18 protein-coding genes and 1 pseudogene are annotated in these 22,008 nt (G+C 72.6%); 10 read left to right on the top strand and 9 right to left on the bottom strand.

Translation table 11 applies throughout. The features are described 5' to 3' along the window. Positions 1-15 precede the first annotated feature (15 nt). Positions 16-1,017: an NAD-dependent epimerase/dehydratase family protein gene (locus tag WMI84_RS00885; RefSeq protein WP_347350102.1), complete on the bottom strand. Its 1,002-nt coding sequence runs from the start codon at positions 1,015-1,017 to the stop codon at positions 16-18. 80 nt (positions 1,018-1,097) lie between these two features. Here WMI84_RS00885 and pafA point away from each other — a divergent pair, with 80 nt between their 5' ends. The 3 genes from pafA to WMI84_RS00870 all read left to right on the top strand — a co-directional run bounded on the left by pafA (position 1,098) and on the right by WMI84_RS00870 (position 4,043). Then, positions 1,098-2,492 (top strand): Pup--protein ligase, encoded by a 1,395-nt coding sequence (gene pafA / locus WMI84_RS00880; protein WP_347350101.1) that lies wholly within the window; start codon positions 1,098-1,100, stop codon positions 2,490-2,492. Between the two features lie 82 nt (positions 2,493-2,574). Then, positions 2,575-3,582: an FKBP-type peptidyl-prolyl cis-trans isomerase gene (locus tag WMI84_RS00875; protein ID WP_347350100.1), complete on the top strand. Its 1,008-nt coding sequence runs from the start codon at positions 2,575-2,577 to the stop codon at positions 3,580-3,582. Between the two features lie 74 nt (positions 3,583-3,656). Next, positions 3,657-4,043: an FKBP-type peptidyl-prolyl cis-trans isomerase gene (locus tag WMI84_RS00870; RefSeq protein WP_347350099.1), complete on the top strand. Its 387-nt coding sequence runs from the start codon at positions 3,657-3,659 to the stop codon at positions 4,041-4,043. Positions 4,044-4,059: 16 nt separating this feature from the next. Here WMI84_RS00870 and WMI84_RS00865 read toward each other — a convergent pair whose 3' ends face one another. Further along, entirely contained in the window at positions 4,060-5,166 is a 1,107-nt protein-coding gene (locus WMI84_RS00865; protein ID WP_347350098.1) for a DUF3866 family protein, read from the bottom strand. Positions 5,167-5,199: 33 nt separating this feature from the next. Here WMI84_RS00865 and WMI84_RS00860 point away from each other — a divergent pair, with 33 nt between their 5' ends. The 6 genes from WMI84_RS00860 (at position 5,200) to WMI84_RS00835 (ending at position 12,188) form a co-directional block, all read left to right on the top strand. After that, on the top strand, positions 5,200-6,186 hold the full coding sequence (locus WMI84_RS00860) for a WYL domain-containing protein (protein WP_347350097.1): 987 nt from the start codon (positions 5,200-5,202) through the stop codon (positions 6,184-6,186). Continuing rightward, positions 6,183-7,199 carry a WYL domain-containing protein gene (locus tag WMI84_RS00855; RefSeq protein ID WP_347350096.1) on the top strand — a complete coding sequence of 339 codons (1,017 nt, stop codon included), beginning with the start codon at positions 6,183-6,185 and terminating at the stop codon, positions 7,197-7,199. Before WMI84_RS00860 ends, WMI84_RS00855 begins: the two co-directional genes overlap by 4 nt. Positions 7,200-7,295: 96 nt before the next feature. Further along, positions 7,296-7,592 carry a Sec-independent protein translocase subunit TatA gene (gene tatA, locus WMI84_RS00850; protein WP_347350095.1) on the top strand — a complete coding sequence of 99 codons (297 nt, stop codon included), beginning with the start codon at positions 7,296-7,298 and terminating at the stop codon, positions 7,590-7,592. 52 nt (positions 7,593-7,644) lie between these two features. Beyond that, positions 7,645-8,448, top strand: a complete 804-nt coding sequence (tatC, locus tag WMI84_RS00845; RefSeq protein WP_347350094.1) for a twin-arginine translocase subunit TatC — start codon at positions 7,645-7,647, stop codon at positions 8,446-8,448. A 9-nt stretch (positions 8,449-8,457) separates the two neighbouring features. Continuing rightward, positions 8,458-9,411, top strand: coding sequence for a YegS/Rv2252/BmrU family lipid kinase (locus WMI84_RS00840; RefSeq protein WP_347350093.1), 954 nt, complete (start codon positions 8,458-8,460; stop codon positions 9,409-9,411). Next, a complete protein-coding gene (locus tag WMI84_RS00835; RefSeq protein WP_347350092.1) occupies positions 9,408-12,188 on the top strand; it encodes a DEAD/DEAH box helicase in 2,781 nt (926 codons plus the stop codon). Before WMI84_RS00840 ends, WMI84_RS00835 begins: the two co-directional genes overlap by 4 nt. 11 nt (positions 12,189-12,199) lie before the next feature. On the opposite strand, the gene WMI84_RS00830 is transcribed toward WMI84_RS00835, so the two are convergent. Both WMI84_RS00830 and WMI84_RS00825 read right to left on the bottom strand, forming a co-directional pair. Beyond that, positions 12,200-13,132, bottom strand: a complete 933-nt coding sequence (locus tag WMI84_RS00830) for a 5'-3' exonuclease (protein ID WP_347350091.1) — start codon at positions 13,130-13,132, stop codon at positions 12,200-12,202. Between the two features lie 193 nt (positions 13,133-13,325). Continuing rightward, positions 13,326-14,255 (bottom strand): alpha/beta hydrolase, encoded by a 930-nt coding sequence (locus tag WMI84_RS00825; protein ID WP_347350090.1) that lies wholly within the window; start codon positions 14,253-14,255, stop codon positions 13,326-13,328. Between the two features lie 208 nt (positions 14,256-14,463). Between WMI84_RS00825 and WMI84_RS00820 the strand changes: the two genes are divergently transcribed. Further along, positions 14,464-14,700 (top strand): DUF1778 domain-containing protein, encoded by a 237-nt coding sequence (locus WMI84_RS00820; protein WP_347350089.1) that lies wholly within the window; start codon positions 14,464-14,466, stop codon positions 14,698-14,700. Positions 14,701-14,813: 113 nt separating this feature from the next. Here WMI84_RS00820 and WMI84_RS00815 read toward each other — a convergent pair whose 3' ends face one another. The 5 genes and pseudogenes from WMI84_RS00815 to WMI84_RS00795 all read right to left on the bottom strand — a co-directional run. Beyond that, the gene (locus WMI84_RS00815; protein ID WP_347350088.1) at positions 14,814-15,893 is read right to left on the bottom strand and encodes an IS66 family transposase; all 1,080 of its coding nucleotides are present in this window, start codon (positions 15,891-15,893) and stop codon (positions 14,814-14,816) included. Further along, positions 15,860-16,279: a DUF6444 domain-containing protein gene (locus WMI84_RS00810; RefSeq protein WP_347350087.1), complete on the bottom strand. Its 420-nt coding sequence runs from the start codon at positions 16,277-16,279 to the stop codon at positions 15,860-15,862. Before WMI84_RS00810 ends, WMI84_RS00815 begins: the two co-directional genes overlap by 34 nt. A gap of 80 nt (positions 16,280-16,359) precedes the next feature. After that, positions 16,360-16,725: a hypothetical protein gene (locus WMI84_RS00805; RefSeq protein WP_347350086.1), complete on the bottom strand. Its 366-nt coding sequence runs from the start codon at positions 16,723-16,725 to the stop codon at positions 16,360-16,362. A gap of 7 nt (positions 16,726-16,732) precedes the next feature. Continuing rightward, positions 16,733-20,770 (bottom strand): hypothetical protein, encoded by a 4,038-nt coding sequence (locus WMI84_RS00800; RefSeq protein WP_347350153.1) that lies wholly within the window; start codon positions 20,768-20,770, stop codon positions 16,733-16,735. Next, positions 20,677-22,008 (bottom strand): annotated as a pseudogene (locus tag WMI84_RS00795) (hypothetical protein); the annotation flags it as partial. The pseudogene WMI84_RS00795 and the gene WMI84_RS00800, both read right to left, overlap by 94 nt.

Here is a 22,008-nt window from a genome sequence, read left to right as displayed (position 1 = left end):
GGTCGCCCGCGCCGGTCAGCGCAACCGGCGGATGACCGAGCGCTCCTCGGCCCGGTCCAGGCCGGCGCCCTTGCGGGTCCGGGCCGGGCCCAGCCGCGTCTCCCACGCGGCTGCGTCCGCGACCACCTCGGTGAGCGGCCGGTGGGTGAGCCCGTCGCGCAGAGCCGCGGCCCCGCTGCGGTCCATGAACGAGCACCACGCCGGGTCGGCCAGCCACAGCGGCAGCGAGTGCGGGCCCATGAACTCCTGCACCCCGGCGGACTGCAGCGCGTCGTCGGTGGCCGGCACCAGCTCCCCGGTGAACCCGGCCACGGCGGCGCACGTGTCGAGCACGGCGCCCAGCGGGACCGCCGGGCCGACCGCGTTCCGGAACCCGGTGACCCCGGCCAGCCCCGCCGAGACGACCCAGCGCGCCAGGTCGTCGACGTGGACCCACTGGACCGGCCGGTCGCGGCGCCGCGGGACCAGCACCGGCCCGCCGTCGCGGGCCGCGAGGGCGAAGCGCCCGGGCCAGTAGCCGAACCGGTCGCTGCGGTCGCCCGACCCGACGATGAGCCCGGCCCGCACGAGCAGCGCGTCCGGACCGCGGGCCAAGGTGACGGCCGCCTCGCAGGCGGCCTTGCCCTCGCCGTACTGCTCGGGCGCGGCGAAGTCGGCCCGCAGGGCGGGCAGCAGCTGCGCGGACTCGTCGGCCCCGGGCTCGTCGTGCCGGGCGTAGACCGAGACCGAGCTGACCAGGACCCAGGCCCGGGCCGCACCGCCCAGGGTCCGGACGGCGCCGCGGGCGTGGCGGGGGGCCCGGGCCAGGTCGACCACCAGGTCCCAGGCGCCGCGGCCGAGCTCGGCGGCATACACCCCCTCGTCGTCACGGTCGCCGCGCACGAGGCGGGCGCCGCGCGGGACCGGGCCGCTGAGGCCCCGGGCGAGACAGGTCACGTCGTGCCCGGCCTCGACCGCCACCCGCGCGACCCGGCCGCCGAGCCACGAGGTGCCACCGAGGACGAGGACGCGAGCCATCCGGCAAGCAGAGCACGTCCGGCCGCCCGCGGGAACCCGCGTTCGCGGCGGGCGAAAGCCCGGCCACCTAGAGTGGATCCATGCAGCGGCGCATCTTCGGGATCGAGAACGAGTACGGCGTCACGTGCACCACGCGTGGCCAGCGCCGGCTCACGCCCGACGAGGTGGCCCGCTACCTCTTCCGCAAGGTGGTCGCCTGGGGGCGGTCCAGCAACGTCTTCCTGGGCAACGGCGCCCGGCTCTACCTCGACGTCGGCTCACATCCCGAGTACGCGACGGCCGAGTGCGACTCGGTGCGCGAGCTCGTCATCCAGGACAAGGCGGGCGAGCGCATCCTCGAGGGTCTCGTCGAGGATGCCCAGCTGCGGCTCGCGGACGACGGCGTCGAGGGCGAGATCTTCGTCTTCAAGAACAACACCGACTCGGCGGGCAACTCCTACGGCTGTCACGAGAACTACCTCTACAGCCGAGCCGGCGACTTCCAGCGCGTGTCGGACATGTTCATCCCGTTCCTGATCAGCCGCCAGATCACCTGCGGCGCGGGCAAGGTCGTCGCCACGCCGCACGGGGCGACGTTCGCGGTGAGCCAGCGAGCCGACCACATCTGGGAGGGCGTGTCGTCCGCGACGACCCGCTCGCGGCCGATCATCAACACCCGCGACGAGCCGCACGCCGACGCCGAGAAGTACCGGCGCCTGCACGTCATCGTCGGCGACTCCAACCTGTCCGAGACGACGACCCTGCTCAAGGTCGGGTCGGCCGACCTCGTCCTGCAGATGATCGAGGCGGGCGTGGTCATGCGCGACCTGACCCTCGAGAACCCGATCCGGGCGATCCGCACGATCAGCCACGACGTCACCGGGCGGGCCACCGTGCGGCTCGCCAACGGCCGCGAGATGTCGGCGCTCGAGATGCAGCGGGAGTACCACGACCAGGCGGCCGGGTTCGTCGACCGCGAGGGAATCGTCTCGGACGACGTCAAGCACGTGCTCGACCTGTGGGGCCGAGCGCTCGACGCGATCGGCACCGGCGAGCTCGACCTCGTCGCGACGGAGATCGACTGGGTGATCAAGCACCAGCTCATCGAGCGGTACCGGGCCAGGCACGGGCTGGGGCTGTCCGACCCACGGGTGCTGCAGATCGACCTGGCCTACCACGACATCAACCGGCGCCGCGGTCTGTTCAACCTGCTGCAGGCGCACGGCCGGGCTGCCCGGGTCGCCAGTGACGTCGAGATCTTCGAGGCCAAGGTGCGCCCGCCCCAGACCACCCGCGCCAAGCTGCGGGGCGACTTCATCCGGGCGGCACAGGCCCACGGCCGCGACTTCACCGTCGACTGGGTGCACCTGAAGCTGAACGACCAGGCGCAGCGCACCGTCCTGTGCAAGGACCCGTTCCGCGCGGTCGACGAGCGGGTCGAGCGGCTCATGGAGTCGATCGAACGGTCCGCGCCGCCTCGCCACCGCGTGCTCTGACCGGTCCGGGCGGGCGCAGCCGCTCATACCTTCGCGGGTTACAGTGACCACGCCTGCGCCCCCTACCACCTCTGAGGTCCTCGTGCGTCCCACCCGTCCAGCGGCGGCCATCGTCGCCGCGCTCGGCCTGTCCCTCCTCGCCGCGTGCGGCTCGTCCGGCACGCCGGCGACCCAAGGCGCCACCACCGGAGGCACCGCGGCGGTCGCCACCCCACTGCCCGGTGCGGTCGGCATCGACGCGGTCACCGCGAGCGGGCCGGTCGACTTCAAGACCGCCCCCAAGGTCAAGTTCACCGCCAAACCGGTGTCCACGAGCACCGTCACCAGCCACGTCCTGGTGAAAGGCACCGGGCCGGAGTCGACCGCGAAGGACACCGTCTTCATCCGGGCCCAGATCTTCAACGGGACGAGCGGCAAGCTGCTCGACGACGGGTACGGCAAGGGCCGCACCGCCGAGGGCTTCCGGCTCGCCCGCACCGACATCGTCAAGGGCATCGCCAAGGGGCTGACCGGGGTCCAGCGAGGCTCTAGGGTCGCGTTCACGATCCCGCCTGGCGAGGGCTTCGGCAGTGCCGGCAACACGAACCTCGGCATCGGGCCCACCGACACGATCGTCGTGGTCGCCGATGTCAAGAGCGTGCGCACCGGGCTCACCGAGATCACCGGCACGCAGCGGCCGAGCCCGGCCGGTCTGCCCACGGTCACCTTCCCCGACGGCCCGACCAAGGCGCCGACCGTGACGATCCCGAAGAGCGCCGCGCCGACCAGGACCGAGCAGGCCACGCTCATCGAGGGCACCGGGCCGGCCGTGCAGAAGGGCCAGACGATCACCGCCCAGTACCACGGCGTGCTCTGGAAGGACGGCTCCGTCTTCGACTCGTCCTGGCAGCGCGGGACGCCCGCCGACTTCCCGATCGGCGTCGGGGCGGTGATCGCCGGCTGGGACAAGACCCTCGTCGGCAAGAAGGTCGGCAGCCGCGTGCTGCTCGTCATCCCACCGGCGGACGGCTACGGCGCCCAGGGCATGGGTGACAAGATCTCCGGTACCGACACGCTCGTCTTCGTCGTCGACATCCTCGACGCGTACTGACCGGCGGCTCGGCCGGCGCCACCCGACCAGCGACGCACGACGCCCGACGCACGACCCCCAGCCAGGAGAGCAGCATGGCCCTCGACCCGCACCGCACCAAGCCCGAGATCGACTTCCCCGAGGGCGAGGCCCCGACCGAGCTGGTCGTCGAGGACCTCATCGTGGGCGACGGTCCCGAGGCGAAGGCCGGCGACACCGTCAGCGCCCACTACGTCGGGGTCGCGCGCTCGACCGGCGAGGAGTTCGACTCCTCGTGGGGGCGGGGCCGGCCGCTGGAGTTCCGCCTCGGAGTCGGCATGGTGATCCCCGGCTGGGACCGCGGCATCGCCGGGATGAAGATCGGTGGCCGGCGCCGGCTGACCGTCCCACCCGAGCTCGCCTACGGCGACAAGGGCGCCGGCGCGGCGATCGGACCGGGGGAGACCCTCATCTTCGTGGTCGACCTCGAGGACGTGCGGTAGCCGCGCGGCGTTCCCGTCACGGTCCGGCCCCCGACAGCAGGGCGGCGGCGAACCGGCCGGCGACCGCCGAGGCGAGGAAGCCGGCCCGGTCGTCCTGGTAGGCCCGCCCCATCGTCGACAGCGGCACCGGGACCGCGCGCAGGGCCGCGTCGAGGCCGTCGCAGGACACGTCGTGCGCAGCCAGCCGCCCGGCGGTACCCGCGCACAGCTCGTGCGCCTGCGCTCGCACCAGCTGCCCGAAGGCGCCGGGCAGCACGGGCACGGGCACGTCCGCGGCGACCAGCGCAACCCGCCCGTATGCCGTGCGGCTGTGGTGCGAGAGCCCGCGGTGCCGCTCGCGCCGGTCGGCCTGCGAGACGCGCAGAGCGCAGACCGGACGCCCGTGCAGGACGCCGGCGGCGTTGACCGCCTCGCCGGCCGACGTGCCGGAGAAGCCCCACCGGGTGCCGGTGCCGAGGTTGCCGGGGCCCTGCGCGACGACCACGAGGTCCGCCCCGACGACGTGCCGGGCAGCCAGCAGGCCGGTGTGCACGGTGACCGCCTCGAGGTCGCCGCCGTGCGCCTGGCCGACGGTGATCGACGCGGCCAGCCAGCCCGCGTCCCGCAACCCGGCGACCGTGCGGGAGAAGTCGAGCGGCAGGGCGCCGCCGTCCGTCATGACGTAGGCGACCACGACCGCCGGTTCGACGGCCCGCGCCCCGGCGACGATCGCCGGCAGCGCCGAGTGCAGGTCGGCGACGACGACCGGCAGACCGGCCAGGTCGTCGGCGTCCCGCAGGACCGCGTGGTGCGCGCTGTCCTGCTCGTCCACGCCGAGCACCATCGTCTGGCTCGGTGTGTAGCGCGCCTTGACGAGATGGCCCGGCACCGCGGTCACCTCGGGCACCGGCCGGGGCAGGGCGTCGGGTGCGGCCACCACGATGGCCAGGCCACCCGTGCCCAGGCCGCGCTCGAGCGCGGTCGTGTTGAGCAGCACCCGGGTACCGGGCGCGAGCTCGCCGACCACGTCGACGTACCCGAGCGCCCGGACCGTCTCGCCGGAGTCGAGCCGAGCGGCATACTCCCTCGCGCCCGCCCAGCCGGAGCGCTGCTGCACGACGACACCGGACCGCCACTGGATCATGTCGTGAATGTACCGACCGGATAGGTTGACGCCATGAGCCCTGCCTCGCCCTCCGCCGAGAAGACGGAGCGGCTGCTCAACCTCATCCTCGCGCTGAAGTCGGCGCGCCGGCCCGTCTCGAAGCAGCGCCTGCGCCAGTCGATCGACGACTACCGCACCGCCTCGTCCGTCGAGGCGTTCGACCGGATGTTCGAGCGCGACAAGGACGACCTGCGCGAGCTCGGCATCCAGGTCCGGGCCACCGTGCTGGACCCATTCTTCGACGACGAGGTCGGCTACCGGATCGACTCATCGGAGACGACCTTGCCGGCGATCTCCTTCGCGCCGGACGAGCTGGTCGCCCTCGCCCTCGCCGCCCGGGCCTGGTCGGGAGCCAGCATCAGCGGGTCGGCGGCGGCGGCACTGCGCAAGCTGCGGCTGGCCGGCGTGGAGGTCGACGAGTCGGTGCCCGCGGGGGTGGAGCCCCGGATCCGCACGAGGGAGCCGGCCTTTCCCGCCGTCCACGCCGCGGTCCTGGCCCGGCAGCCGATCGTCTTCGACTACCGGCGGGCCGACGGCACCGTCTCGACCCGCCATGTTCAGCCGTGGACCCTGAAGAGCTGGCACGGCCGGTGGTACCTGGCCGCGCACGACCTCGACCGGGGCGAGCAGCGGGCCTTCCGCCTGGGCCGGGTGGTGGGCCCGGTGCGCCGGCAGGGTCGGCCGGGCTGCTACGAGGTGCCGCACGACGCCGGCATCGCGCTGGACCTGCGGACGTCCGAGCCCGACGACGAGCCGGGCACGGCCCTCGTCCGCGTGCGCCGGGGCACGGGCCACAGCCTGCGACGGCAGGCGTTGCGCGAGGCGCCGGCCGGGCCGGACTGGGTCGAGCTGGAGGTGGCGTGGGTGCGCGGGCGGACCGAGCACGAGGTGGCCGCGCTCGGCGCGGCGGCGGTGGCCCTCGCGCCCGACGAGCTGGTCGAGCTGGTCCGGGCCGCACTCGCCGGCGCGGCCCACGCCCACGAGTGGGCGGCGCGATGACGCCGCGGGGCCGCCCGCCGGAGACCGCGACCCAGCGGTTGCAGCGGCTGCTGACGATGGTGCCGTGGCTGCTGCAGCACCCCGGGGTGCCGGTCGCGCAGGCGGCGGCCGAGTTCGGGGTCACCACGCAGCAGGTCGAGCAGGACCTCAGCCTGCTGTTCGTCTGCGGCACCCCCGGCGGCACGCACGCGGAGCTCATCGACGCGCAGTGGGAGGACGGACACATCTACCTGTCCAACGCCGACGACATCGCCGCGCCGATGCGGCTGACACGCGACGAGGCGGTCACCCTGACGGCGGGCCTGCACGCGCTCGTCGCCTCGCTCGTGCGGCCCGACGTGGTCGAACGGACGTTGGCCAAGCTGCGCGCGGCGAGCGCGGCGCTGGACGGACCGGCCCTCGACCTCGAGATCGACGACGGAAGCCGGCACCCGGCGATGGGGCCGGTCCGCACCGCGCTCGGAGGCCACCGGCGGCTGCACCTGACCTACTGGGTGCCCTCCCGCGACGAGGCCACCGAGCGTGACGTCGACCCGATGCGCGTGCTCAACCTGGACGGGCACTGGTACCTCGAGGGATGGTGCCACCGGGCGCAGGGGGTGCGGATGTTCCGGCTCGACCGGGTCGAGGCGGCCACCGTGCTGCCCGTCGACGGCACGCCACCGGAGGGGGCGCGACCGCGCGACCCCGGCGACGAGGTCTTCGTGCCCGGCGACGACGACATCGTCGTCGTCATCGAGGCGAGCCCGGAGGCGGCCTGGATCGGCGACTACTACCCGACCGAGTCGGTGCAGCACCGGGCCGACGGCTCGGCGCTCGTGACGCTGCGGGTCGCCGACGTCGCCCTCGTCCGCCGTCTGGTGCTGCAGCTGGGCGGTGCCGCGCGCGTCGTGCGTCCGGTCGAGCTGGCCGCCCGGATCGCCGAGGAGGCGCGCGACGCGCTGCGGGCCTACCGGACGGGTGCAACCACGGGCGACGGGCCGGGCGTGGGCGACGGGCCGGGCGCGGGCTGAGGCCGGCACCGGGCCCGGCCCGGCAACGTACACTGGCAGACGCAGCACCGCATCGCCCCGGCCCTCGGCCGGGCCCAGACGTCTGAGGAGACGACCATGGCCGGCCTGGGAGCCCCAGAGCTCATCATCATCGCGATCATCATCATCGCCCTGTTCGGGTGGAAGAAGCTGCCCGACATGGCGCGCAGCGTCGGCCGTTCGGCCCGGGTCTTCAAGTCCGAGGTCGACGAGATGAAGAAGGACGGCGCCGCCTCGCAGGCCACCATCAAGGGCGACGTCGTCACCAAGGACGAGGAGCGGCGCGCCGCCGAGGCCCGGGCGGACGAGGCCGAGCGCAAGGCTGCCGAGGCGCGCGCGGAGGCCGAGCGGCTCCGCGGCGACACCACGGTGTGAGCCGGGCGGCATACCGACGAAGTCCTGCCGAGTCGTGAGCTGAAGGCCGTCCGTGCTGCGCAAACGCAACCCCGAAGGGCGGATGTCGCTGGCCGACCACCTGCGGGAGCTGCGCAACCGCGTCATGATCTCGGGCGGGGCGGTCCTCGCCGGGGCGGTCGTCGGCTGGATCTACTACGACGCGATCATCGGCCGGCTGCTCAAACCGCTCAAGGACGTCGCCGCCGAGCGCGGTGACGCGGGTCTGGTCAACATCAACTTCGGCGGGATGACCGACCCGTTCGCGACGAAGATCACCGTCTCGCTCTTCGTCGGCGTCATCCTCACCTCGCCGGTGTGGCTGTCGCAGATCTGGGGCTTCATCGTCCCGGGGCTGACGAAGAAGGAGAAGCGCGTCACCCGGCTGTTCGCGGCCGCCGCCGTGCCGCTGTTCCTCGCCGGGTGCTACGCCGCGTTCGTCATGGTGCCCAAGGCCGTCGGCGTGCTGCTCGACTTCACCCCGACCGGGGTCTACAACCTGCAGGAGGGCACGGCCTACCTCAACTTCGTGCTGAAGTTCATCCTCGCCTTCGGGTGCGCCTTCCTGCTGCCGGTGTTCCTCGTGGCACTCAACCTGGCCGGCGTCCTGCCGGCGCGCACCCTGCTGAAGGCGTGGCGACCCGCCGTCATGGTGATCTTCGTCTTCGCCGCGGTCATGACCCCGACCCCGGACGCGTACACCATGATCGTGCTGGCGCTGCCCATGGTGGTCCTCTTCTTCGCCTCGGTCGGGCTGGCGTTCTTCTTCGACCGGCGGCGCGAGCGGAACAAGCCGGACTGGCTCGACGTCCCCGACGACCAGGCGTCGGCCCTGTAGCGTTCGGCTGTGTCCGAGCACCTTTCCGCGCCGCCCGGCGGCGCCGGGGCGGCGGCCCGGCACGTCGCCGTCGTGGTCAACCCGGCTGCGGGCAAGGGCGCCGGCCGGTCGGCCGGCCGACACACGATCGAGCTGCTCCGTCGGGCCGGCGCGCGGGTGACGGACGCGAGCGGCGACTCGGTGGCGGCCGCCCGGACCCGGGCCGAGGCGGCCATCGAGGCGGGGGCCGACACCCTGTGCGTCGTCGGTGGCGACGGCACGGCCCATCTCGGCGTGAACCTGACCGCGGGACGAACCGTGCACCTGGCTCTCGTGCCGACCGGTACGGGCAACGACTTCGCCCGCAACCTCGGGCTTCCGCTGCGCGATCCCGAGGCCGTGGTATCGCTGATCCGGGCGGGGCACACCCGGCGGGTCGATGCCGGACGGGTCTGCACCCCGGGAGACCGGCGCTGGTTCGGCGGGGTGCTCGGGGCCGGGTTCGACGCCGTCGTGGCGGCCCGGGCCGAGGCGATGCGCTGGCCCCGCGGGCAGCTGCGCTACGGGCTGGCGATCCTGCGCGAGCTGCCGGTCTTCCGCCCCATCCCCTATGTCGTCGAGTGCGACGGGGAGCGCATCGAGACCCGCGCGATGCTCGTCGCGGTCGCGAACACGGCCTCCTTCGGCGGTGGGATGCGCATCTGTCCCGACGCCGACCCGACGGACGGGCGCTTCGACGTGCTCATCCTGCACGAGGTCTCGGTCCCGAGGTTCCTCCGGGTGTTCCCCACCGTCTACTCGGGACGGCACGTCAGCCACCCGTACGTCGAGATCAGGCGAGCCGTGCGGGTCCGGCTGGAGGCGGTCGGCGTCCGCGCGCAGGCCGACGGCGAGCCGTTCGCGCCGCTGCCGGTGGAGGTCGAGGTCGTGCCCGGGGCCCTGCGCGTCGTGGCGCCGCGGCCGCCGTCGCCGGGACCACGATGACCCCCCCGGACCGGCCCCGGCTCGCCGGCTTCGCCGCCCGGCTCGACTTCCGGCTCGACGACTTCCAGGTCGAGGCGTGCCGCGCCGTCGAGGACGGAGTCGACGTGCTCGTCGCCGCACCCACCGGGGCGGGCAAGACGGTGGTCGGCGAGTTCGCCGTCGACCTGGCCCTGCAGCAGGGTCGCAAGGCGTTCTACACGACCCCGATCAAGGCGCTCTCGAACCAGAAGTACGCCGACCTGGCGCGCCGCTACGGCCCGGACCGGGTCGGCCTGCTCACGGGGGACGCGTCGGTCAACGGCGCCGCCCCGGTCGTCGTCATGACCACCGAGGTGCTGCGCAACATGATGTACGCCGGCTCGAGCACCCTCTCGGGTCTGGGCTGGGTGGTCATGGACGAGGTGCACTACCTCGCGGACCGGTTCCGGGGGGCGGTGTGGGAGGAGGTCATCATCCATCTGCCCCCGGACGTGCGGGTGGTGTCCCTGTCGGCCACCGTCTCGAACGCCGAGGAGTTCGGCGCCTGGCTCGCCGAGGTGCGCGGCGCGACCCGGGTCGTCGTCTCGGAGCACCGCCCGGTCCCGCTCTGGCAGCACCTGATGGTCGGCCGGACCCTGTTCGACCTCTTCGCCGAGGAGCCGACCGGTGCGGGTGGGCCCATCAGGGTCAACCCCGACCTGCTGGAGAGCATCCGGAGCATCGAGGCGCGGGAGGCGTGGGGACCGCCGGGCCGCGTCCGGGGGCGCGACGAACGGGGCCGGGGCCGCGACGAGCGGGGTCGGCCGGGTCGGCCCGGCGGCCCGGGCGGGGGGCCCGGCGGTCGCGGGTTCGTCCGGGGCGGCCGGCCCGGTGGGGGCGCGACCCGCGCCGAGGTCATCGCCCGGCTGGAACGGGACGGGCTGCTGCCGGCCATCACCTTCATCTTCAGCCGCGCCGGCTGTGACGCCGCCGTGGCGCAGCTGCTGGCCCATGGCGTGCGCCTGGTGCCCGACGCCGAGGGGGAGCGCAACCGCCGGCTCGTCGAGGAGCGCGTCCAGGGACTGGCCGACGAGGACCTCGGGGTCCTCGGCTACTGGGACTTCGTGGCGGGGGTGTCGCGGGGGTACGCGTCGCACCACGCCGGGATGCTGCCGACCTTCCGCGAGATCGTCGAGGAGCTCTTCGCCGCGGGCCGGGTCCGTGCCGTCTTCGCCACCGAGACCCTGGCCCTCGGGATCAACATGCCGGCCCGCACCGTCGTGATCGAGCGTCTGGTGAAGTTCAACGGCGAGAGCCACGTCGAGGTGACCCCGGGCGAGTACACCCAGCTGACCGGCCGGGCGGGACGCCGCGGCATCGACATCGAGGGTCACACGGTGGTGCTGTGGCACCGGGGGCTGGACCCGGAGGCCGTCGCGGGGCTGGCCCGGGCCCGCACCTTCCCGCTCCGGTCGAGCTTCCGGCCGACGTACAACATGGCCGTCAACCTCGTGCACCAAGTCGGCCGCGACCGGGCCCGGTCGATCCTGGAGAGCTCCTTCGCCCAGTTCCAGGCCGACCGGGCCGTCGTCGGCCTCGTCCGGACGGTGCGGCGCAACGAGGCGGCCCTGGCCGGCTACGCGGAGTCGATGCGGTGCGACCGTGGTGACTTCGCCGAGTATGCCGCCCTGCGGGCCGAGCTGCGCCGGCTGGAGAAGGAGGGTGCCCGGGCCCGCTCGGCCTCCCGCCAGGCGGCGGCCGCGGCCTCTCTGGAGTCGCTGCGGGTCGGCGACGTCGTCCGCATCCCCGCCGGCCGCCACCGGGGGCTCGCGGTCGTCGTGCTCACGGCGCGGGCCGGCAAGGGCGCGACCGCCTCGCCGGCGGTCGTCACCGAGGACCACCACCTGCGCCGGCTCTCGCTGCACGACGTCCCGGAGTCGATCGAGCCGGTGGGCGCCATCCGGGTCCCCGGCCACTTCAACCCCAGGAACCCGAAGGCCCGGCGCGACCTCGCGGCGACGCTGCGCGCCGCGCTGCCGCACGACCCGCCGCCCCGCGCGGGCCGGCCCGCGTCCGAGCCGGCCGCCGACCACCGGGTCGACGAGCTGCGGCGCAGGCTGCGCCAGCACCCGTGCCACCGCTGTCCCGACCGGGAGACCCATGCGCGCTGGGCCGAGCGGTGGGGGCGGCTGCAGCGCGAGACGGACGGGCTGCAGCGCCGGATCGCGGGCCGCACCAGCACGGTGGCCGGGGCGTTCGACCGGACCTGCGACCTGCTGGTCCTGATGGGCTACCTCGAGCCGGACGGGCAGCACGTGACCGGGCCCGGCGAAGCGCTGCGCCACCTGTACACGGAACGCGACCTGCTCGCCGCCGAGTGCCTACGCCGGGAGGTCTGGGCGCGCCTCGACCCGGCCGGGCTCGCCGCCGCGGTGTCGGTGCTGGTCCACGAACCCCGCCGCGAGCAGGTGGGTCTGAACCCGCGGTGGCCGACCGAGGACGTCCGGGAGGCGGCCGAGTGGATGTCCGACATCTGGGCGGGCATCGACGCGGCCGAGGCCGAGCGCGGCCTGCCCCGCACCGCGGCACCGGACGCGGGTATCGCCTGGGCGGTGCATCGCTGGGCCGTCGGGCGCAGCCTCGAGGAGGTGCTGCGCGGCAGCGACCTGGCGGCCGGCGACTTCGTGCGGCGGTGCAAGCAGGTCATCGACCTGCTGGGCCAGCTCACCGACGCGGGCGACCCGGTCCTGCAGGAGACCGCGCGGCTGGCGGCCGCCTCGGTGCTGCGGGGCGTCGTGGCAGCCGACCGCGTCGACTGAGCGGGGCGGGCTCAGCCGATCCCCAGGGCGTCCAGGACGCGGTCGAACGAGGCGGTGAGCCGGTGCTCGGTCGCGAGCCGGCTCATCAGGACCGGGTCGGCCACCCGGTCGGGGACCGCGAGGTCCACGTCGTCCAGCGGCACGTCACGGGCGACGGCGACGACGCCCGGCGCGACGTCGAGGTATGCCGCCGAGCCCTCGAGGCGGGCCCGCTGGGCCCCCTTGACGGCCGGGTCACCGGCGGCGAGCGCGGCCCGGAGGGCGGCCAGGTCGCCATACCTCGTGATCAGCGCCGCCGCCGTCTTCTCGCCGATGCCGGGCACCCCCGGCAGCCCGTCGCTGGGATCACCCCGCAGCACGGCCAGGTCCGCGTAGGCCGGGCCACCGTCGATGCCGTACCGCTCGCGCAGGTACGCCTCGTCGACGAGGTCGGGGGAGCGCACGCCCCCCTTGGCCGTGTAGACCACCCGGACCGGTCCCGTGGTGTCGTCGACCAGCTGGAACAGGTCGCGGTCGCCGGTGACGACGTCGACGGGCATCGCCGTCTTGTACCTGGCGGCCAGCGTGCCGATGACGTCGTCGGCCTCGTAGCCGTCGGACCCGAGCCGGGCGAAGCCGACGGCAGCCAGAGTGTCGACGATGAGCGGCACCTGGACCTCCAGCGCGGCCGGCACGTCCTCGGCGCCGCTCGCGTCGGCGACCCGGTGGCCCTTGTAGGACGGAATGGCCGCAACTCGGAACGCCGGTCGCCAGTCGTTGTCCCAGCACGCGACGAGGTGGGAGGGCCGGACTCGGTCGATCAGCACCGCGAGCATGTCGAGGAAGCCGCGCACCGCGTTCGTCGGCACCCCGCCCGGGGCGGACCGCTCGGGGACGCCGTAGTAGGCCCGGAAGTACAGGCTCGCGGAGTCGAGCAGCAGCAGCCGCGTGGTCATGGGCGTCATCGTGCCACGGGGACGGCGTGTGGCACGGGCGGCGCAGAACAGCTCAGCCGGTTCGGGGCGGGTGTGTGCCGGCGCGCCACAACCAGTTCCGGGGCCAGGCAGCCCCTGGCCTGCGCTGCCGCGCCCCGCTACCCGTGCCGGAAGGACGACGGTCTCGAGCAGGCGCGCCAGCACGCTGCTGCGGGTACAGCGGCTACTCGGCGGCGGCAAGCCCTGCGTCCAGAATGCCCCGAAGCCATCCGTCGATTCCGTCCAGCGCTGCCCGTGCCATCGGCGTCGGATGTCCGGTGAACCCATGCGGGCAGGCCGGGTAGACACGCAGATCGCACTCGACGCCCGCAGCCGCCAAACGCGCGGACATCGCAAGGTTGTCCTCCAGCAGCACATCCTCGCTCCCGACGATCATCAACACCGGCGGCAGGCCCGTGAGCTCCGCGAACGCCGGCGAAAGATCGGGATGCGTCCGGTCTGGCGCTGCCCCGGCGTACGCGTCGAGAAAGTACTCGTCGCGGATGAGCCGACCGGCGGGCGTCTGCGCGGACAGGTCGTAGGTACCGAACTGCAACACGCCGCCCCGGAACGCAGTGACCCCGCGATCACGAAGCCGGAGGAGAGTGGCTACTGCGAGCGTCGCGCCGGCGGAGAAGCCGCCAATCGCCAGAGTCGCCGTATCGAACCGGGACTCGGCGTGCTCCGCCAGCCACAGCGCAACCGTCTCGCAGTCATTGGGCGCCGCCGGCCACGGGTGCTCTGGTGCGAGGCGGTAGTCGACGCTGACCACGGCGATGTTCAGCGCATCGGCAAGGCACCTGTTGCGGACGTCGCTTCCGGCAGCCGAGCCCATGTAGAAGCCGCCGCCGTGAATGTCCAGCAGAACGCCCTGGGCAGGATCTCGAGCCGGCAGGTGAATCCGAGCCGGGACCCGACGGTATCCGTCACCGACCAGCTCGGTGCTCGGAGCAGGACTGGTCTTGGCAGGTTCGAGAGCTGCGGCTCGAGCCGTGCGAAGCTCGTCCAGGCTGCCAGGTCCTCGGCCAGCTTTGCGAAGCCCATAGAATGCGCGCGTCTCCGCGGCCAGACCCGACAGCCCGGCATCCATCAGCGAGGACAACCCGACACGCACACAGCGACCTTACGGACTGCCGCCGGTGACCTCGGCAAGACGCGCAGAGATCTGGGTGGGATCACCGTCTCAGCGTGGTAGTTCCGGCCCCGATGGCGAATCTTACTGTCGTCATGCTGCGTGTGAGAATCGGTCGAGAACACAGGTCTCTTGTACGGACACGTGTAGTACCACCTCGCCATGACGAAGACCGATCGCATCGAGTTGCGTGTCTCAGCGGAACAAGGCCGCCATCCTCGTGGCGGCGGCCTTGGAGCAGACCACCGCGACGGAGTTCGTGCGTGGGGCGGTGCTCGATCGAGTGCCGCACCTTCAGGTCCGTGCGGACCGCACGCTCATGTCGGCAGAGCAGTTCGACGTGTTGGTTGCTGCACTCGATGTACCGGAGGACGCTCCGAGCCTGGCGCGCGCCTTCGCGCGTGACCGGCGGTTCGTGCAGCGTTGAGCGCGCGGTTCGAGTTCCTTGCCCTGACCTCAGAGCTGCCGGACGAGGTGGTGGGGTTCGTCGCCGAGCAGGTCAAGGTCCCGGCGACCGAGCTGGGGGTAACTACTCAGGTCTCAGGCGGGGGCTGGGATCCAAGGGTTGCCTTGGAGGGCGTGGCGTAGGTCGGTGATGAGGTGGCGTCCGTTCTTGCGCAGGGTGTCCAGGTAGCCGCGCAGGGTAAGGAACTGTTGCAGCCCGGCCAGGGTACGGAACCCGCCGGAGACCTTGGTCTTGGTCTTGATCATCCGCACGGACTGCTCGGCGGTGTTGTTCGTCGCCGGGATCGTGAAGTCGGTCAGCCAACGCAGGTAGTCATCCTTGCGGTCGCGTAGCCGCAGCGCGAGGCGGCGGGCGTGGGTCTGCCCAGCGAGGCGGCCGGGCTGGTGCGGGTGCACGTCCAACGCCCGCGCGAGCAGGGTGTCCCACTCGGCGATGATCTTGTCCAGCTTGAACTTGGGGACCTGCTCGTGTCCGGCGGCGTGCCACGTGTCGCGCCAGCGGAACATGTCGCCAACCAGCGCCTGCAGCTGTGCGGCCCACCCGTCCTTGCCGGCGGCCAGGTCGTGCTCGGCGACCGCGCGCAGCTCGCGTTGGATATGAGCGATGCACAGGGCGTGGGTGATCCCGTCCTGGTTGATCACGTCCGAGTAGTAGGCGGCGTACGCGTCGTGCACCGCGACCCCGGCGAACGCATCCAGGATCCCGAACGCGGTGATCGCGCCCAACCCGCGGCCGTGCTCGTCGGCGTGGTAGGCGGTCAGCGTGCCGGTGGCCGCGGCGTGGAACCAGGCGCGTTTGCCGCACACCTTGGTCATCGACTCGTCGAAGAACGCGGCCCCGGACCCGGCGATCTGCTCCTTGATCGCCTCGCTCGCCGGTTCCACTGCCGCAGCGGCCCGCTCCAGCGCCGAGCTGACCCACCCGGTCGACACGGCGATGCCGTACAGCGCCTCGATCGCGGCCGCGACCCGATCGATCGGGATCAGCTGCACCGTGGACAGGTACACCGCTACCGCGGTGATCCCCTCGCCCAGGTTGGTCGGGCCGGCCACCCGGTCCGGTGCCTGCGCCCGGGTGGTGTGCCCACACCCACAGGTCACCGCGAGCATCTGGTGCTCGGTCACCTCCACGGCGATCTGCGGCAGGTCGAACACTTGGCGCACACCGGCCGGCCGGCCACCGGCGCGTCCGGGCCCAACACCCCGGCGCACCCGGCGCGCCTGCCCGGGCGGTGCACGATCGTCTTGTCCGGATCGGTCACCTGCTCCAACCGTGACCCCGCCCGGCCCGGCTGCCCACCCGGCCTGCGGCCGGTCTTCTTGCGCAACGACTTCGGTGGTGCCTTGTCCGGACCGTCACTCGAGGGCGGCTTCGAGGAGTTGCCCGAGTTCATACCCAGCCGACGGCGCAGCTCGACGTTCTGCGTCGCCAGCTCAGCGTTCGCCCTCACCAGCTCAGCATTCGCCGTCTCCAACTCGGCCACCCGGGCCTGCAGCCGCGTCACCGTCGCGAGGACTTCCTCAAGCGACGCACCGGGCATCTCCAGAACCTACCGAACCACCAGCCACATCAGCCCCGCGCCACGCCGGGGTCCTGAATAGTTACTCGTGAAGCCTATGATCATGCATCGAATTCCGGAATCCAACGATCTGCCTCAAGCCACCTTACCTCCTTGGTATCCGGCGGTTCAAAGTCATCTATGTCACGCGGTTCCAACAGACCGAGGTGAACCACATAAAACGCCAACTCTGGCAGGCTCCGGTCTCGAAGCAGGTCATAACGGTTCAACATCCCGCGTTCCAGCATGATCCCGGCGCGGCCTTTCCAAATCGATGGCGACCAGGTTAAGGTGAGCATATGTGCGTTAACAATCTCGACTACGAGGCCCTCAAGTTCTGCGCCTGCACCGGCTAAGGCTGTCTGCCTACGCACCTCGCGTTTGAGAGAAGAAGCCCAAGTCTCGCCTGTGACATTCTCGATCTCCACCGCAACCCTACTTCCAGGGGTTCTTGTTCAGCCACGTGGGACACACCGTTCGCCCAAGGCAATACATAGTCACCAAGCCCTTAATGCCACCGCCTCCATACGATCGCGTATCAACAATCATTTTAACGGTGGCGGTATTTCCATTCCTCCAGCATTTTGTTCCGAACCACCATGTGCGCGAGCAAGAGTATTCATAAAACGTGGAAATATAGACTCTCGCGCTTCCCTCAGCGCGTGAGTATTTGATTCGCGCAGCAATCTCCCGGATCGCATATAGGGAAAGCCCGTGCTTGGTTGTCAGTTTGTTCCGAACACTTGGGCGGATGGGGAATGTCAGGCCATACCTGTCTGTCGCCCATCGAGTGCACGTTGTGCCCACGCCCATGAAGCACCAGCGCCCATCCAGGTCAAATTGATTTACTGGATCGGTGGGATAAACATACGATGATGTATTGCCGCCGGGGATGGGGTCGGTTGAGGTGACGAGTCCTCGTGTTGGGTTGTAGAGGCGGACGCCCATGAGGGTCAGGCCGGCGGTGTCGCTGGTGGTGGAGCGTTGTTTGGCGCCGAGCCAGCCGTAGCCGGTGGGCCCGTCGACCTGGTCGGTCGCAGCGGGGTCGGTGGGGGTGCCGTATTCGTCGTAGCCGGCCCAGCCGTTGATGGTCACGGCGGGAGTGCTGCCCGCCTGGGCGGCCTCGATGGTGACGGTGGTGAGGGTGTCGCCGTGCGGGTCTGCCAGGTTCAGGCTGGTGGCGCCGTCTTGGCTGATGGTGGCGGACAGGTCGCCGTCGATGGCTTCGGCGAACCGGGTGGTGACGGGTGTGTTCGCGCCAGGGGCGGTGGTCTCGACCCAGGCGGGGTTGTCCGAGTCGTCGGTGTACCGGCGCACCGTGGTGGTGATCCCGGCCGGGCCCGTGCTGGTCTGGGTGGCGCGGCGCCCGGTCGCGTCGAGGGTGAACGTGGTGCTGGTCTCGCCCTGGGTGATGGCCCGGGGCAGGTCGTCGTCGTAGTAGCCGAGGGTGATGGCCCCGTTGCCGGGGTTGGGGGCGTCGGCGGCGGGGAGGCTGGTCTGCCGGCCGAGCAGGTCGTAGACGTAGGTCCCGGTGCCGGCCCGGCTGGTGGTGGGCCGGTCCGCGTCGTCCCAGCCGCTGGTGTTCATGGCCTTCACGGTGCCGGTGGTGGCGCAGTCGCCGTCCTCGTGGGTGGTGGTGGCCAGGTTGGTGCGGCGGCCGTTCGCATCGAGGGTGTAGGCCAGTTCGGTGCAGGTGCTGGCCAGGGTGCCGGTGGCCGGGTCGGGGGTGGCCTCGGCGTGGCGGGCGTAGGTCAGCCGCCCGGCACTGTCGTAGCGGTACTCGCGGGCGTAGCCGGCGCCGGCTCCGACGGCTTGGGCGTTCCAGTCGGCGACGTCCTCGATGGTGGCCACGCCGGCGCCCTGGTCGAACGCCGCGCCGGTGCCGGTGGTCTGCAGCCGGACCCGGCCGGTGATGTCGCCCACCGTGGCCCAGGTCAGCCAGGGCTGGTCCTGCACCGGGGTGGCGGGGGTGTAGGTGGGCTCGCCGGTGTCCGGGTCGGTGCCGACGGTCACGGGGGTGACCTGCCCGAGGTAGGACAGGGCCACGAGCTGGCCGCCCTGGTCGTAGTCGGTGACCTGCGTCAGCCGCCCGGGCAGGGTCTGCCGGGTGATCCGGCCCTCCCGGTCATAGGTCGCGGTCCAGGTCAGGGTGCCGCCGGTGCCGGGGCGGGTGACGGTGCGGGTGGTGGGCAGGCCGCGGCGTTCGCCGGGGCCGTCGTAGCCGTACCCGGTGGTGCCGTTCGCGTCGGTGACGGCCGCGACGCGCCCGGCGGTGTCATAGGTCGTGGTGACGGTCCCGGCGTCACCGGTCACGGTGGTGGCCCGGCCCCACCGGTCGTAGCCGGTGCTGGTGCGCCCGACCGGCTCGGCGTCGCTGCCGGCAGCATCGAGCCAGCCGGTGTAGTCCACCAGGCCGGTATCGCTGTTGTAGCGGGTGTAGCTGCCGGGCCGGGCCGCCGAGCCCGGCAGGCCGGCCGTGCTGGTCTGGCTCGAGACGGCCCGACCGGCGGTGTCGTAGCCGGTGGTGGTGGTGCGGGTGGCGGTCCCGGAGGTCTGCACCACGTTGGTCGGGGCCAGCCACATCGAGTAGCCGGTCGTGGTGGCGCCCGGCAGGGCTGGGCCGGAGCTGGGCGCGGCGGCCGGGTAGGTGCGGCAGGTCAGCCCGGCCCACTCGGGCCGGTTCACGCAGGCCGGGTCCGCGCCGGCCGGGGCGTCCGGCCGGTAGTAGACGGTTCTCGTGGTGCCCGCGTCGGCCCCGGTCGAGAGGGGTTGGCGGGTCTGGGTGATCCGCCCGAGCGTGTCGTAACCGGTGGTGCGAGTGATCCCACCGGTGGTCGTCGTGGTGGCCAGCCCGAGCGCCCACCCGTCGCCCTCGCCGGGATCGTTGGTGTCGATCTTGCCGTAGCCGGTGGTGGTGCTCGAGATGGTCTCGAGGTCCGCGCCGATCCCGGCGGCGGCTACGGTGACGGTGGTGGGCAGCGAGTAGGCCTGCCCGGTGGCCGGGTTGACCCCGCCGTTGGGGGCGCCCTGGTCGTAGTCGGTGTGGGTGTACGGGCGGGCGATCACCGCGGTGCCGTCGCTTAGGGCCACCTGCCGGGCCGGCCCGTACGTGTCGGTGACCCGCGCCCCCGCGGGCAGGATCACGCTGCCGGAGCCGTCCTGCTGTTCGCTGTTGTAGAACGTCTGGGTCGAGAGGGCATCGGCCTGCGCTGGGCTCATCGCCGGGTCCGCGGCGGCCGCGGTCGCGGTGGCGGTCAGCTCCCGGACGGGGGCGCCGGTGGCGGTGTCGTAGTCGGTGGCGGTGACCTGCCACGCGTTCGCGCCGTAGCCGGCGGTGTTGACGGTGTAGCCGAGGTCATCGACGTAGGACAGGTCCGCGTAGGACCAGTCCACGCCCGGGCCGGTGACCGGGCCGGTGTAGTCCGGCCCGAACACGGCGTACCCCGTGCTCGGGGTCTTGGCCTGGCCCCACGCGGCGACGCTGGTCGCGCTCAGGTCCGACAGGCCGGTCCCGGAGGTGGCCACCGCGTACACGTACCGGCCGGTCGTCACGTCCGGCTGCCCGGCGGTGGGCGCTTCCCGGGTGACCTGGGTCAGCCTCCCAGTGCTGTAGCCGAGCTTGGTCGCGGCCAGGCCGCTGGGGCGCACCGAGGCGATGCGGGTGCTGGCGCCCTCCCACGTGTAGTCGGTGCCCAGGCCGGTGCGTGGGTCACGCACCTGCACGAGCCGCCCCGAGGTGTCGTACGCGTAGGCCGCCACGATCGTGGGGGTCATCGCCGAGGTGGCCGGGTTCCACAGCCACGCGGTCACGGTCTTGACCTGCCCGCTCACATCACCGGGGGTGCCCGAGGTCGCGGTCGTGCTGGTGGCGTAGCCGATGTCGATGGCGCGGCAGCCGCGGGCCAGGGCGCCGGAGGTGGGGCAGGCGGTGCCGGTCATCCCGTCCGGGACGGGCGCCAGGATCCGGGTGACCCGCCCGGCCGGGTCCCGCCCGAAGGTGGTCTGGCCGGTCTGGCCGGGCTCGCTGATGCTCTCCGGGCGCCAGGTCGTGCCCGACAGGGATGGTGCGCCCAGCGGCGCCCAGGTGGTGACGGTCCCGTCGTGCTCGGTCAGGATCAGCCGCATCCCGGTGCCGGTGCCGGTCACGCCCAGGCGCACCCCGGCCGCGTCGGTGTCCAGGGTGGCCGGCTCGTAGACCACTGTGCCCCCGGTCGGGTAGCTGCGGGTGCCGGCCGGGTTGGCGTACACCAGCGGTTCGCCCTGCTCGTCGACGAACGCGATCGACCCGTCGATGCCGGTGTTGTCGAGCACCTGCAGCCCGGCCAGCCCGGCGGGGCCGCCCTGCAGGGACGCGGTCCAGCCCGGCCCGAACACCCCGGTCACCGGGTCGGCCGGCCAGCCGGGCAGGGACTGGTCCCCGGCGAACGAGACGTGCGAACGGGACAGGGTGATCGGGCCGCTGTAGCCGGGCACCGACACGTCGGTCGCCTCGAGCGCCACCTCACCGGTATAGAGGGCGACCTGCCCGATCCCGGTGTCGGCGGTGGGGTAGCCGGCACCGAACGCGTGCGGCAGCCGGGTGACGGTGACCGGGGACTGTGACCAGGTGCACTGCGTGCTGGTCGAGGCGCCGGTGTAGGTGAAGCAGACCTGCACGTCCAGCCGCACCGGGGTGCGGGTGGGCAGGTCCACGGACGCGTCGGCCTGCCGCGGGTCGCGCTGGTCAGGTCGAACACCGCGCTGTGGGTGGCCGGGTCCGTCCCGGCCGGGGTGACCGTCACCGGGCCGGCGGCGGCATCGGTCCAGCCGGTGGCCTCGTTCCCGGCGCCGGCGACCCGCCAGCGCAGCTTGGCCGTCACGCTCGTGGCGGTGCCCTTCGGTGGGCCACCGGCGATGACGCGCACGCTGCCGGAGGAGGCGGTGCCCGCGGCCGGGGCGGACAGCGACGCGGCGCCCCACCCGAACCCGGACACCGCCTGCGCGGAGAGCGTCAACGACCGGGACACCCCGGTCACCTTGATCTCGTGGTAGCCGCGTGCGGTCGCGGCGAATGTGACCGTCTTGTGCACCACGGCCGGGTCGTTGGTCGGGGTGATCGCCAGCCGTGGCTGCGTCACCCCGTCGACGGTGACATCCAGGTAGCCGGGCGCCTGGTACGTGCCGGCCACCCCGGCCGCCGTGATGCTGCAGGTGACCGGGCCGGCCGGGTCCGTGTCGGTCCACGTCCCGGCCGTGTAGCCGCGGTCGCAGGACACCTTCGGTGTCGGCGGGGCGGACCAGAGCGTGTAGAAGGTGCGCCACGGTGACCAGGACCCGTTCCACAGGCCTCGCTCGTCCCTGACCGCGGCCCGCACGTAGTACGTCCTGTTCTCCGCCAGGGGCGTGCCCACCGGGCATGACAGTTTCGCGCCCGAGGCGCCCAACCCGGTGACGCACGAGGCGGCCAGGGTCGCCGATGACGGTGAGGTCGTCGTGGTGTGCACCTCGAAGGTGACCGCGACCTTGCTGGCGTCCGGGTCGGTCGCCGACGAGTAGAGCTTCGGGGTCGCATCCTTGGTGAACAACAGCACCGTCCCGGTGCCCGGGGTCGTGAACGAGTTCGCGCCGTCCGCCGGCCCGCCCAGGTCCGGGATCGCGGCCGGGTTGGGTTTGCGGTTGTAGGTGAAGGTGATGTGCGGGTCCTGGGCGGTCTGCAGCGAGGAGAACTTCTT

Source organism: Intrasporangium sp. (assembly GCF_039812505.1).
Lineage (GTDB): Bacteria > Actinomycetota > Actinomycetes > Actinomycetales > Dermatophilaceae > Intrasporangium_A.
The sequence above is the reverse complement of the archived record's forward strand: the minus strand, read 5'-3'. Positions and strand labels throughout refer to the sequence as shown.

Excerpts from the sequence above, each read along its gene's own strand:
- WMI84_RS00865 (WP_347350098.1), bottom strand. The coding sequence starts at position 5,166 with ATGATCCAGTGGCGGTCCGGTGTCGTCGTGCAGCAGCGCTCCGGCTGG.
- WMI84_RS00855 (WP_347350096.1), top strand. The coding sequence starts at position 6,183 with ATGACGCCGCGGGGCCGCCCGCCGGAGACCGCGACCCAGCGGTTGCAG.
- WMI84_RS00870 (WP_347350099.1), top strand. The coding sequence starts at position 3,657 with ATGGCCCTCGACCCGCACCGCACCAAGCCCGAGATCGACTTCCCCGAG.
- WMI84_RS00885 (WP_347350102.1), bottom strand. The coding sequence starts at position 1,017 with ATGGCTCGCGTCCTCGTCCTCGGTGGCACCTCGTGGCTCGGCGGCCGG.
- WMI84_RS00860 (WP_347350097.1), top strand. The coding sequence starts at position 5,200 with ATGAGCCCTGCCTCGCCCTCCGCCGAGAAGACGGAGCGGCTGCTCAAC.
- pafA (WP_347350101.1), top strand. The coding sequence starts at position 1,098 with ATGCAGCGGCGCATCTTCGGGATCGAGAACGAGTACGGCGTCACGTGC.
- WMI84_RS00810 (WP_347350087.1), bottom strand. The coding sequence starts at position 16,279 with ATGCCCGGTGCGTCGCTTGAGGAAGTCCTCGCGACGGTGACGCGGCTG.
- WMI84_RS00835 (WP_347350092.1), top strand. The coding sequence starts at position 9,408 with ATGACCCCCCCGGACCGGCCCCGGCTCGCCGGCTTCGCCGCCCGGCTC.
- WMI84_RS00830 (WP_347350091.1), bottom strand. The coding sequence starts at position 13,132 with ATGACGCCCATGACCACGCGGCTGCTGCTGCTCGACTCCGCGAGCCTG.
- tatA (WP_347350095.1), top strand. The coding sequence starts at position 7,296 with ATGGCCGGCCTGGGAGCCCCAGAGCTCATCATCATCGCGATCATCATC.